Source organism: Klenkia terrae (genome assembly GCF_037083865.1).
GTDB classification, from domain to species: Bacteria; Actinomycetota; Actinomycetes; order Mycobacteriales; family Geodermatophilaceae; genus Klenkia; species Klenkia terrae.
Window position 1 is genome coordinate 96418 of the sequence record NZ_JBAPLV010000017.1, and the last position, 12400, is coordinate 108817.

9 protein-coding genes are annotated in these 12400 nt (G+C 74.6%); 6 read left to right on the forward strand and 3 right to left on the reverse strand.

Going from position 1 to position 12400, the window contains the following annotated elements:
• Positions 1-89: 89 nt before the first annotated feature.
• Genes UXQ13_RS15845 through UXQ13_RS15855 form a run of 3 tightly spaced genes read left to right on the forward strand, consistent with a single transcriptional unit; the run spans position 90 to position 2626 of the window.
• Complete coding sequence (locus tag UXQ13_RS15845; protein ID WP_336392531.1) at positions 90-635, forward strand: hypothetical protein; 546 nt, start codon at positions 90-92, stop codon at positions 633-635.
• Positions 632-2161 carry a flotillin family protein gene (locus tag UXQ13_RS15850; protein WP_336392532.1) on the forward strand — a complete coding sequence of 510 codons (1530 nt, stop codon included), beginning with the start codon at positions 632-634 and terminating at the stop codon, positions 2159-2161. Before UXQ13_RS15845 ends, UXQ13_RS15850 begins: the two co-directional genes overlap by 4 nt.
• A 30-nt stretch (positions 2162-2191) precedes the next feature.
• Positions 2192-2626, forward strand: coding sequence for a GNAT family N-acetyltransferase (locus tag UXQ13_RS15855; protein ID WP_225233674.1), 435 nt, complete (start codon positions 2192-2194; stop codon positions 2624-2626).
• Positions 2627-2714: 88 nt separating this feature from the next.
• On the opposite strand, the gene UXQ13_RS15860 is transcribed toward UXQ13_RS15855, so the two are convergent.
• Positions 2715-4535, reverse strand: a complete 1821-nt coding sequence (locus UXQ13_RS15860; RefSeq protein WP_225233673.1) for a DEAD/DEAH box helicase — start codon at positions 4533-4535, stop codon at positions 2715-2717.
• A gap of 72 nt (positions 4536-4607) precedes the next feature.
• Entirely contained in the window at positions 4608-5312 is a 705-nt protein-coding gene (locus UXQ13_RS15865) for a glutamine amidotransferase-related protein (protein WP_225233672.1), read from the reverse strand.
• 160 nt (positions 5313-5472) lie between these two features.
• Here UXQ13_RS15865 and UXQ13_RS15870 point away from each other — a divergent pair, with 160 nt between their 5' ends.
• On the forward strand, positions 5473-6315 hold the full coding sequence (locus tag UXQ13_RS15870) for an alpha/beta fold hydrolase (protein ID WP_225233671.1): 843 nt from the start codon (positions 5473-5475) through the stop codon (positions 6313-6315).
• Here the strand turns inward: UXQ13_RS15870 and UXQ13_RS15875 are convergent.
• A complete protein-coding gene (locus UXQ13_RS15875) occupies positions 6308-9604 on the reverse strand; it encodes a DEAD/DEAH box helicase (RefSeq protein WP_225233670.1) in 3297 nt (1098 codons plus the stop codon). The genes UXQ13_RS15870 and UXQ13_RS15875 overlap by 8 nt on opposite strands.
• A 190-nt stretch (positions 9605-9794) precedes the next feature.
• On the opposite strand from UXQ13_RS15875, the gene UXQ13_RS15880 reads away from it, so the two are divergent.
• Entirely contained in the window at positions 9795-10673 is an 879-nt protein-coding gene (locus UXQ13_RS15880) for a DUF4253 domain-containing protein (RefSeq protein ID WP_225233669.1), read from the forward strand.
• Between the two features lie 46 nt (positions 10674-10719).
• Entirely contained in the window at positions 10720-12354 is a 1635-nt protein-coding gene (gene pgm, locus UXQ13_RS15885; RefSeq protein ID WP_225233668.1) for a phosphoglucomutase (alpha-D-glucose-1,6-bisphosphate-dependent), read from the forward strand.
• Positions 12355-12400: the final 46 nt, after the last annotated feature.

Below are 12400 nucleotides of genomic sequence, written 5' to 3' on the forward strand. Positions count from 1 at the left end.
GGCCGGCGGACCGTTCCGGGACCCGGCTTGATCGGAACGCCGCCCACCTGTGAGGCTGGGGCGCCCGCAGCCCGCCCGAGAGGAGCCCGTTGGACGCCACCGCGCTCGCGTTCCTCGCCGTGGGCGGCGTCGGTGTGCTCGTCCTGGTGCTCGCGCTGGTCGGCGGGGAGATCGGCCACCTGGGCCACCCCGACGCCGACGGCCCGTTCTCCCTCCCGGCGATCGCCGCCTTCGTCGGCGGGGTCGGCTTCGGCGGCGCGGCGGCGTCGGCCCTGCTGCCGGACCTGCCGGGCGTGGTCACCGTGCTGCTCTGCCTGGTCGTGGGGGTGGTCGTCGCGCTCCCGCTGGCCGCCGGTGCGGTGAAGCTGGCCAGCGGCCTGCGCGACATGCCCACCGCGCCGACCCTCACCGAGGGCGACCTGCTCGGCAGCCAGGGCGTGGTGGTCTCCGCCGTCCCGGCCGGCGGGTTCGGCGAGGTCCGGCTGTCCCTGGGCGGCCAGCAGCTCAAGTACGCCGCCCGCAGCGAGGTCGCCCTGCCGACCGGCACCCCTGTCTACGTCGTCGACACCCCGTCGCCGACCTCGGTGGAGGTCGTCTCGACCGCACCGGAACCGTCTGGAGGCACCCCCACGTGACCCTGCTCATCGCGATCGGCGGCATCGCCGTCCTGGTCGTCCTGCTCGTCCTGCTGGTGCTGTCCCGGATCAAGGTGGCCGGCCCCAACCAGGCGTTCCTGGTCACCGGGCGGCAGGGCCGGTCGGTCACCGGTGCCGACGGGTCGATCAGCCGCGACATGTCCGGCCAGAAGGTCGTGATGGGCGCGAGCATCTTCGTGCTCCCCGTCGTGCAGAAGCTGCACACCCTGGACCTGTCCAGCCGGCGCATCCCGGTCGGCATCCGCGGCGCGGTGAGCAAGCAGGGCGTCAAGTGCGACCTGGAGGGCGTGGCGATCGTCAAGGTCGGCGGCAACGAGTCCTCGATCCGGGCCGCCGCCCAGCGCTTCCTGCAGCAGCAGGCCGGCATCGACACCTTCACCTCGGAGGTGCTGGCCGGTGCGCTGCGCTCGATCGTCGGCCGGCTGACCATCGAGGAGATCATCCGGGACCGCGCGGCGTTCGCCTCCGCCGTCGCCGAAGAGGCCGAGTCGTCCCTCACCGGCCAGGGCCTGGTGCTGGACACCTTCCAGCTGCAGGACATCCAGGCCGAGGGCACCTACCTGGCCGACCTGGGTCGCCCCGAGGCCGCCCGGGTGCTCAAGGAGGCCTCGATCGCCGAGGCCCGCGCCCGGCAGGCCGCGCAGCAGGAGCAGCTGCTGGCCGACGAGGCCATCGCGGTCTCCCAGCGGCAGCTGGCGCTCAAGCAGGCCGAGATCGCCGCCGAGACCGACGCCGCCAAGGCCCGCGCCGCCGCGGCCGGCCCGCTGGCCCAGGCCGCGCAGGACCAGCAGGTGCTCGCCGAGCAGGAGAAGGTCGCTGCCCGCACCGCGACGCTGACCCAGGCCCAGCTCGACACCCAGGTCCGCCGTCCGGCCGACGCCGAGCGGTACCGGGTCGAGCAGGAGGCCGAGGGCCGCAAGAACTCGAAGATCCTCACCGCCGAGGCCGACCGGCAGGCCACCATCGCCGCCGCCCAGGCCGCCGCCGAGCAGGCCAAGCTCTCCGGTGAGGGCGAGCGGGCCCGCCGGTCGGCGCTGGCCGACGCCGAGGCGATCGAGGGCGCCAAGCGCGGTGAGGCCGAGAAGCTGCGCCGTCAGGCGATCGCCGACGCCGTCGAGCGCGAGGGTGTCGCCGAGGCCGCCGCGATCCTCGCCAAGGGCAAGGCCGAGGCGGAGTCGATGGACGCCCGCTCGCAGGCCTTCAGCACCTACGGCGAGGCCGCGATCCTGGACCTGCTGGTCAAGGTGCTGCCCGAGGTCGTCGCCGCCGCGGCCGCCCCGCTGTCCAGCGTGGACAAGATGACCGTGATCAGCGCCGACGGTCCGGGGTCGCTGTCCCGCTCGGTGGCCTCCAACGTGGCGCAGGGTCTGCAGCTGTCCGGTGACCTGACCGGTATCGACATGGCCTCGCTGCTCAAGCGGCTGTCCGGTGCCGCCGCCGAGTCGGTGGGCGACGGGGTGACCCGGGTGCCGGTGGACGGGTCGGTGGACGGCCACCCGGTCTGACCGCCCGGGCCCGGGCGGCAGGATGGGGCGGTGATCGTGGAGAAGCGCTTCGCCGACCTGTCCCCGCTCGAGCTCTACGGCCTGCTGCGGTTGCGGGTCGACGTCTTCGTGGTGGAGCAGACCTGCCCCTACCCGGAGCTGGACGGCCGGGACACCGAGCCCGGCACGGTGCACGTCTGGATCTCCGGCGAGGACGGCGAGGTGCAGTCCTGCATCCGGGTGCTGGAGAACGGCGAGGACCGGGCGATCGGCCGGGTCGCCACCGCGGTCGGCGCCCGCGGCCGGGGGCTGTCGGCCCAGCTGATCGCCCGCGGGCTGGAGCTGTGCGCGGGCCGGACGGTGGACATCGGCGCCCAGGCCTACCTGGAGGGCTGGTACGCCCGGTTCGGCTTCGAGCGCTCGGGCGAGGACTACCTGGAGGACGGCATCCCGCACCTCCCCATGCGGGTGGTCGCGCCGGCCTGACCCCGGGCGCCGAGACTGCAGATCGGCAACGGTGACCCGCCCGGGACGGGCGCGGCGGCGTGGCCGATCTGCATGATCACCGGCGGGGTCAGTCGGCGGCCGTCAGGGAGGTCGACGGGAGCCAGTCGGCGTCCAGCAGCTCGGCGATCTGCTGCAGGCCGGCGGTGTCCCCGCCGGCGGTCGAGCCGGTGACCGCCAGCCGCTCGACCATCACCTTGGCGACCTGCTCCTCGACGGTGTCCTCGGCGTAGGCGATCCGCCACGGCGACACCTGGTGGTCCCGGTGGGTGCGGCCGGTGACCTGCCGGGCGCCGATCCCGGAGAACCGGGGTTGGTGGAACAGCCCGACCCGCGGGGTGGTCGACGCGGTGGCGCCGCCGGGCAGCTGCTCGCCGGCGTGCAGGCTGATCGAGGCGGTCACGGTGAACACGCAGACCTTGGACTCCCCGGTCTGGAAGCGCAGCCGCTCGGCCTCGACGTCGAACCGGTCGCGGCCGTAGATGCCCGACACCGGCACGCCGGCGTCCAGCAGCGCCTGCCGGATCGGGTCGGCGGCGGTCTCCACGAACTCGACCGAGACCGCCACCTGCCGGTCGGCCTCCACCTGGGCCTTCACCCAGTCGACCGTCGCCGGCACCCGGATCAGGCCCGCCTTCTGCCGGAACCGCAGCAGCGCGGCCCGGCCGCGGGCGGTCTGCCGGGCCCGGCGGGCCAGCTGCATCTCGGCCCGGAACTCCTGCCAGTCGCCCTCGTACTGCGCCCGCTCGGCCGGCGTGAGGGCGACCGGGGTGCCGGTGACCTGCACCTGGCCCCACGGCGCCGGCCGGTACAGCGTGGACGGCGGGTCGGTGTCGGTCAGCCAGCCGCGCAGGGTGGCCAGGTCGGCCCGCCGCTCGTCGGGGTCCTCGGTCCAGGCGGCGCCGTAGCGGCCCTGTTCCACGTGGAACCCGTGCTCGGCGAGCTTCACCGGCAGGTTCGACCAGGCGCGCAGCGGCTCGTCGTGCAGCTGGGCCAGGTGCGGGGCGAGGTAGGGCAGCTCCAGCGGAGAGTGCGCCGGGGTCGCCGTGGCCAGCAGCACGAACGGGGCGTCCTTCACCCGGCCGGAGCCCGAGACCGCCTTCCAGTGCTTCCAGCGCTGCGTGGTGGTGTGCCGGACCATGTGCGCCTCGTCGGCGACGACGACGTCGAAGTGCAGGCCGCGCACCTTGCCCAGCCGGTCCCAGGTGGTCACGCACCAGCGCAGCCCACCCGCGCCGAAGGCGGTGATCGACCGCGTCCAGTGCGGGATCGTGATGGCCGCGGGGCGGTCGGCGACCACCAGCACGGTGCGGGCGCCGCGGCGGGCGGCGATCTGCTGCACGGCGAGGACGGCGGTGCCGGTCTTGCCCACGCCGGGGTCGTCGCCCAGCAGGAACATCCGCCCGCCGGCGGCCTCGTGCGCCGCGATCGCCGCGGCCCCGCTGACCTGCTCGGCCCGCGGGGTCATCCGGTCGCCGGCCGGCACCGGGCGGGGGGTCTCGTTGAGCTCGTCCTCCAGGAACCGCTCGAAGGTGTACGGGCCCGGCAGGTAGGGCGCGAGCTCGGGCGGCGGAGTGGCCCCGACCCAGAGGTGGGCCTGCAGGTCCTTGTCCCAGACCGCCCCGGGCGCCGGGGCGCGGAACGGGACGGCGAGCACCCAGACCCGCTCCCCCGGGCCCGCCACGGGCCGGACGGACGCCGTGCGGGGTGCCGCCTTCGTCGCAGCCTTCCGCGGGGCCGCCTTGGTAACCGCGGCCTTGCGGGGCGCGGCCTTCGTCGCCCCGGCCTTGGTCGCCCCGGCCTTGGTCGCCCCGGCCTTCGGGGACGCGGCCTTCCGGGCGGTCGTGGTGGACCGGCGGGTGGTGGTGGCGCGACGGCGACGACCGGGCACGGGACTCCTCAGCGCAGGCGGACGGATGCCCCCGACGCTAGGCGAGGGGTCCGACGGTCCCGGGGACGTCGGTCAGGCGGCGAGGGAGGGCGCGAGCCGGTGCGCCCCGGCGGTGGCGAGCACGACGGACAGGGAGCGGGCCGGGTCCAGCGCGGACTCGGCCGCGGCGACCGCCGGCACGCCGGTGAGGTCGGTGAAGGCGTTGCCGGCCCGCTCGGCCCCGGCCGCGCCGAGCTCGGGGTGGAACTGCACCCCGGTGACCCGGGAGCCGAGGGTGAAGCCCTGCAGCCGGGTGGCGCCACCGGTCCAGGTCAGCCGCACCCCCGGGGTGCGGAGGTACGCGGCGGGGACCTGCTGCACGTGCGCGGTCGCCACGTGCAGGGTGGGCTCGCCGTCGCCGCGCAGCGTCGTCGTCCCGACCTCGCCGCCGCCGGGCACCGGGTCGGGCAGCACCCCGCCGCTCACCGCCGCGATCATCTGGGCGCCGAGGCAGATGCCGACCACCGAGGCGCGGTCGGCGTCGGCCGCCTCGAGTCCGGCGCGGACGGCGTCCAGGCGGTCGGCCATCGCCGCCGTGCCGGAGTCCACCGGCTCGAGGCCGCCGCTGAAGACGTGCAGGACGCCGGGGCGGCCCTGGTGCTCGGCGGCGGGGTCGCCCCACGGGACGACGGCGACCTGCCACCCGAGCCCGGCCAGCACCTCGGCGACCGGCTCGCCCCACCCCACGGAGGACCAGGCGGTACCGCTGCCCGCCCAGACCACTGCCTGCCCGCTCATCACCGAGCCACCATGACCGTCGCACCGGCCGACCCCCGGCGGCGACACGGGGGCGCCGATCACGGTCGCGTCACACTGGTCCCGTGCTGCTCCTCCTGCCCCGTGATCCGCTCGCGCCCCGCCGGGTGGACGAGCACGTCGCCCCCGAGGCCGGCGCCCGGTGACCGCGGACCTAGAGCTGGCCACCCGGACGATCGGCGACGAGGGCCCCCGGGTCGCATTCGTGCACGGTCTGTTCGGCCAGGGCCGCAACTGGACGACGGTGGCCCGCCGGCTGGCCGAGGACGGGCACCGGGTGACCCTGGTCGACCTGCCCAACCACGGGCACTCGCCCTGGACCGACCGGGTGGACTACGTCGACATGGCGCAGCTGCTGGGTGACCTGCTGGCCGGGTTCGGCGAGCCGGTGACGCTGGTGGGGCACTCGATGGGCGGCAAGGTGTCGATGCAGCTGGCGCTGCGCCGGCCCGAGCTGCTGCGCGCGCTGGTGGTCGTGGACATCTCGCCGTCGGTCTACCCGGAGACCGGTGGCCGGACCGACGACCCGGACGAGGAGGCCTCCCCGTTCGCGGCGTTCATCGCGGCGATGCGGGCGATCGACCTGGACTCGCTGGCCACCCGGGAGGACGCCGACGCCGCGCTGCGGGCCGCGGTGCCCAGCGACATGGTGCGCGGGTTCCTGCTGCAGTCGTTGGTGCGGGACGGCACGACCGGCTGGCGGTGGCGGCTGAACCTGCCGCTGCTGGCCCGTGACCTCGGCGAGCTGCGCGGCTTCCCCGAGCCGCCGCCGGGAGCGGTGTTCGAGCGGCCGGTGCTGTGGATCGCCGGGGCCAGCTCCACCTACGTGCTCGAGGAGGACCGGGCACGGATGGCCGAGCTGTTCCCCGCCGTCCGGCTGGTGCGGGTCAAGCACGCCGGGCACTGGGTGCACTCGGAGGCCCCGGAGGTGTTCACCGAGGCGGTGCGCCGGTTCCTCGTCCAGGTGGAGCGCCCGGTCAGCTGAACAGGCCGCGGATGTCGTCGGCGGTGAGCGGTGCGGACAGCACGCCGTCCTCGTCGACCACCTGGTCGAAGATCGCCTGTTTGCGCGCCTTGAGGGCCATCACCTTCTCCTCGATGGTGTCCTTGGCGACCAGCCGGTAGACCATCACGTTGCGGGTCTGGCCGATCCGGTGCGCCCGGTCGACGGCCTGTGCCTCGGCAGCCGGGTTCCACCACGGGTCGAGCACGAAGACGTAGTCGGCGGCGGTCAGGTTCAGCCCGAATCCGCCGGCCTTGAGGCTGATCAGGAACACCGGCACCTCGCCCTCGGTGAAGCTGGCGATGACCGCCGGCCGCTGCCGGGTGGACCCGTCGAGGTAGGCGTAGCCGATGCCCTCGGCGTCGAGCTGGGCCCGGATGCGGGCCAGGTAGCCGGTGAACTGGCTGAACACCAGCACCCGGTGGCCCTCGGCGAGCACCTCGCGCAGGTGCTCGAGGAAGGCCTCGGTCTTGTCCGAGCGGACGGAGTCGTGCTCGGGGTCGGCCAGCGCGGGGTCCAGGGCCAGCTGCCGGAGCAGGGTCAGCGACCGCAGGATCTCGAAGCGGTGCGCGTCCATGTCGTCGACCAGCCGGAGCACCTTGCGGCGCTCCCGCTGAAGCGCGGTCCGGTACAGGGTCTCGTGCCGGCCGGTGAGCCGGACCTCGAGCACCTGCTCCTGCTTGGCCGGCAGGTCGGCGGCCACCAGCTCCTTGGTGCGCCGCAGCATCAGCGGGCGCAGCCGGCGGCGCAGGACCCCCAACCGGCCCGGGTCGGTGCCGCGCTCGATCGGCCGGCGCCACTGCTCGTTGAAGCCCTCGGCGTCGGGGAACAGGCCCGGGGCGCAGATGGACAGCAGGGACCACAGGTCCATCAGGCTGTTCTCCATCGGCGTGCCGGTGATGGCCAGCTTGAACGGCGCGTCGACGGTGCGGGCGGCCCGGTAGGCCTTGGCCTGCCGGTTCTTCACGAACTGCGCCTCGTCCAGCAGCATCCCGCGCCAGGTCACCCCGGCGTACTCGTCCTCGTCCAGGCGCAGCAGCGTGTACGAGGTGATCACCAGGTCGGCGCCGGCGACCCGGGTGGCCAGCGGCACCCCGGCCTTGGCCGACGTCTCCTCCACCGCGGTGCACACCAGGCCGGGGGCGAAGCGGGCGGCCTCGGAGAGCCAGTTGCCGACCACGCTGGTGGGGGCGACGACCAGGACCGGGGCGGTGAGCTGGCCGGCGTCCTTGGCCCGCTGCAGCAGCGCCAGGGCCTGCAGCGTCTTGCCCAGCCCCATGTCGTCGGCCAGCACCCCGCCGAGGTCGTGGTCCCACAGGAAGCTCAGCCAGCGGAAGCCCTCCAGCTGGTAGGGCCGCAGCTGGGCGGTGATGCCGGCCGGCACCTCGGGCAGCGGCAGCGACTCCAGCTCCAGGAGGGCTGCGGTGCTGCGCTCCCACCGCGCGCTCTGCTCGGCGACCACGCCCAGCTGGCGCAGGTCGCCCCACAGGCCGGCCTGCCACCGGTTGATCCGGGTGGGCGGCTTGCGGCGGTCCTGCAGGGCCCCGGCCTCGGCGATCAGCTCGGCCAGCACGGCGAACTCCGGGCCGTCGAGCGGGAAGTAGGTGCCACCGGGCAGGAACAGGTGCGTCTGCTTGGTGGCCAGCGCACGGAACAGGTGGGCGAAGGGGACGTCCTGGCCGTCGACGGTGACCGTGATGCCCAGGTCGAACCAGTCGGCGTCGCCGACCGCGGGGTCGGTGACCGACACGCTGACCACCGGTGCCGAGGTGGCCGCCCGGTAGTCGGGGGCGTCGCCGAGCTCGGTGACCCGGACGCCCTGGTCGCGCAACGAGGGCAGCACGCCCTCGCAGAAGACGGCGGCGTCGAGCTCCCGCAGCTCGACCGAGGGGGCCAGGCCACGCTGCACGGTCGCCTGCCGCAGCTGCGGGAAGCGGCCGTCGGGCAGCACGACCCCGCTGAGCAGGGTGCGCTCGGCCCGGTCGTTGCGCCCCGGGTCGCCGACCGCGCCGGTCAGCGGCACCCGCCGGCCCTCGGGGACCTCGTCCCCGGTCGACTCCGCGGCCGGGTAGACGATCGACCAGTCCAGGGTGAGCCGGGCGCCGTCGGCGTGGCTGACGGTCAGCGCGAGCACCGGCGGCTGGACCGAGGGCAGCTCCACCGACCCGTCGGGCGAGACCAGCTCGACCATGCGCTGCAGCGCGGGCACCAGCTCCCGGCGGACCCGGTCGCCGTCGGCCGCGGGCACCTCCAGCCGGGGGAAGCGGGCGATCATCCGGGACAGCTCGACCGGCACCCGGGCGTCGAAGGGCACCAGGCGCAGCGCGTCGCCGTCGACAACGAAGGCGCCGTGCACCGGAGTACCCACCAGGGTCAGCCCGGCCAGCGGGGTCAGCCCGGCGGCGCGGTCGACCACCGCCTCCAGCAGCAGGTCGCCGCGCTCGTTCGCGGTGGCCTGCATCCGCAGCGTGGCCGGGGTCTCGAGCACCACCCGGTCGGCCGGGGTCTTGGCGGTCACGAAGGTGACGCCGGCCCGCTGCGCCTCGCGCAGCAGCCGCCACAGCTGGGGCCCGACCTCGTCGAGGAAGACGGCGTCGGGGTTGCCGTAGTAGCCCGAGGACCCGGCCGACTGCGCGGCCCGGTACAGCTCGACCAGCACGTCGCGGTGCTCGGGGACCCGCCGGACCGGCCCGTGCTCGAAGGGCAGGTCACGCCAGGTCACCCCGGTGCGGACCCACCGCCCGGCCCGGCCCGGGACCACCGGCCGCAGCCGCACCTGCACCGGGACGCGCTGCCCGGCGCGCCCGGTGGGGGCGTTGAGCTCGAACTGGAGGCCGACCGGGACGAGATCGGTGGCGGCCGCGTTCGGCGTGAGGTCGGCCAGCGCGGTCTCCCAGGCCGGCCGCGCGGGCTTGGGGGCCACCCGGGGTGCGGTCGGTGGCCAGCTCTCGACCAGGTCGCCCACCGGGTCGAACGCGGTGCCCTGGCCGTCGGGGCCCAGGGAAAGCAGCACGGCGGCGGCGTGCTTGCACTGGGCGCTCACCGGGCAGCTGCACCGGCCGACCCACTCCTCCAGGTCGGCGAATGCGGCGACCTGGTAGATCTCGCCGCGGGATCCCACCACGACGCCGGACACGTGATCGGTGGACTGGACGACTGCCGAACGCACCTTGCGGCCCCGCACGCAGGCCCGCCCCCGGAAGACGACGGCATCGCCGAAGCAGGACGCGAGGAATTCCTCGTCGAGCGGGAGGGCGAGCGCTGCGGTCACGACGACGACGGTAGCCACGCCCACCGACGGTCTGGGCGCGACCGGAAGATCTGTGGACAACGCACGGTCGTGTGGACGACCGGCTCCGCACGTCGCCGTCCTGTGGCTCGATGCCGGCATGCAACCGCGCAGCAGGGCGACGGGGACCCACCTCATCCCCGTCCGTACCCCTCTCCCGGAGTCCGAGCTGGTGGGGACCACGCCGGCCGCCATCCGGCGGCGGCTCGGGACGCTCTCCCCGGACGACGAGTGGGACATGGGCCTGGACCGCACCCGGGGCGGCCACCTCCGTCCGCTGGCGACGCTGAGCCATCGCGACGGCGACTTCACCATGACCGACCCGCCCAGGGCTTGGCGGATCGACGACACCCACACGGATGGCCGCTACGGAGAACCCTGGCGGATCTGGCGGGCCTGGGCCGAGGTCTTCGACCGGACAGGGGTGTGGCCGGTGACCGGGCTCGCCGGTGCCTACCGGGACGAATCGGAGGAGCGGCTGCCCCATGCGGACCCGGTCGGCGATCCGCGGGACGCAGCCGAGGTGCTCGCGACGTGCTGGGAGGGCGCCCGCCTCGTGCGGCCTGACGGCACTCTGCTGCCGCACCCATCCTGGCCTGGTTTGGCCGCGCCGGTCGGGGAGCAGGCCGACCAGGTCCGCATCGACGAGGTCCCCTGCGGCCCACGTCTGGCGCTGGTCCCCGCGCCCCGACCGGCCGACGTCCCCGCCCGGTTGGGGTGGACCGGGGCGTGCAACTGGCACAGCGACTTCGGAGACCGGTACCTCGAGCGGCGGACGTCGGCGTCCCAGGTCTCCGGTGTGCTGCGCAGCTGGGAGGACCGCTTCGGCGCATACCTGGTGCAGCTCGGGTTCGCGGACCTGGATCTCGTGGTCACCAGGCCGCCCACGGACGACGACACCCTCCGCTTGCTCGCGAACGAGCACTACGCCTTCTGCCCGGACAACTTCGCGCCGCAGACCTACGAGCGGTGGGACCAGCCGCCCTACACCGCGGAGCAGTACGCGGCGCTGCTCCGCGGAGCGACCACCTGGCATTTCTGGTGGGACTGAGACCGCCCGGTCGCCGGGGGAGGTCCCCCGGGGCGAAGATCACCCCATGAGCAACGAGCGCGCCGGCACCCCGGCCCAGCCGTCGGACCTCGTCGACGTCCCGCACCTGGTCACGGCCTACTACTCGACCCGGCCCGACCCAGCGGACCCCGACCAGCAGGTCGTGTTCGGCACCAGCGGCCACCGCGGGTCCAGCCTGGACGGTGCGTTCAACGAGGCGCACATCCTGGCCACCACCCAGGCGATCGTGGAGTACCGCAAGGGCCAGGGGTACGACGGGCCGTTGTTCGTCGGCCGCGACACCCACGGGCTGTCCGAGCCGGCCTGGGTCACCGCGCTGGAGGTGCTCGCCGCCAACGACGTCACCGTCCTGGTCGACGACGCCGACCGCTACACGCCCACCCCGGCGGTCAGCCACGCCATCCTGCGGGCCAACCGCGGCAAGACCTCGGGCCTGGCCGACGGCATCGTGGTCACCCCCAGCCACAACCCGCCCCGCGACGGCGGCTTCAAGTACAACCCGCCGCACGGCGGGCCGGCCGACTCCGACGCCACAGGCTGGATCGCCGGCCGGGCCAACGAGCTGCTGCGCGCCGGGCTGGACGGCGTCCGGCGGGTGCCGTTCGCGCAGGCCCGCGCCGCCGCCCAGGGCTACGACTTCACCGGCACCTACGTCGCCGACCTGCCCGAGGTGCTCGACCTGGACGCCGTCCGGGCGGCCGGCGTCCGGATCGGCGCCGACCCGCTGGGCGGGGCCAGCGTCGACTACTGGGGCCGGATCGCCGAGGTGCACGGTCTGGACCTGACCGTGGTGAACCCGCTGGTCGACCCCACGTGGCGGTTCATGACGCTGGACTGGGACGGCAAGATCCGGATGGACTGCTCGTCGCCGTCGGCGATGGCGTCGCTGATCGAGCAGAAGGACCGCTTCCAGATCGCCACCGGCAACGACGCCGACGCCGACCGGCACGGCATCGTCACCCCCGACGGCGGGCTGATGAACCCCAACCACTACCTCGCGGTGGCCATCTCCTACCTGTTCGCGCACCGGCCGGGCTGGGCGCCGAGCACCGCGGTGGGCAAGACGCTGGTGTCCTCGTCGCTGATCGACCGGGTGGTCGCCGACCTCGGCCGTGAGTTGCGCGAGGTGCCGGTCGGCTTCAAGTGGTTCGTGCCCGGGCTGATCGACGGGTCGGTCGGGTTCGGCGGCGAGGAGTCCGCCGGTGCCTCGTTCCTGCGCCGGGACGGCGGCGTCTGGACGACGGACAAGGACGGCCTGCTCCTGGCCCTGCTCGCCAGCGAGATCCAGGCGGTCACCGGGAAGTCGCCGTCCGAGCTGCACCGGGAGCTGACCGGCCGCTTCGGCGAGTCGGCCTACGCCCGGGTGGACGCGGCGGCGACCCGCGAGGAGAAGGCCAAGCTCGGGAAGCTGTCCCCCGCCGACGTCACCGCGACCGAGCTGGCCGGGGAGCCGATCACCGCCAAGCTCACCGAGGCACCGGGCAACGGCGCGAAGGTCGGCGGGCTGAAGGTGACCACCGAGAATGCCTGGTTCGCCGCCCGCCCGTCGGGCACCGAGGACGTCTACAAGATCTACGCCGAGTCCTTCAAGGGCCCCGACCACCTGGCCCAGGTGCAGGAGGAGGCCCGGGCGGTGGTGGGCGCCGCACTGGGCTCGTAGAACGGCGTTGATCAGCTGGGTCCACGAACCGCCGGGCGGGGGGGCC

What these genes read in the sequence shown, in the direction of transcription:
- pgm (WP_225233668.1), top strand. Translation starts at nt 10,720, where the DNA reads ATGAGCAACGAGCGCGCCGGCACCCCGGCCCAGCCGTCGGACCTCGTC.
- UXQ13_RS15865 (WP_225233672.1), bottom strand. Translation starts at nt 5,312, where the DNA reads ATGAGCGGGCAGGCAGTGGTCTGGGCGGGCAGCGGTACCGCCTGGTCC.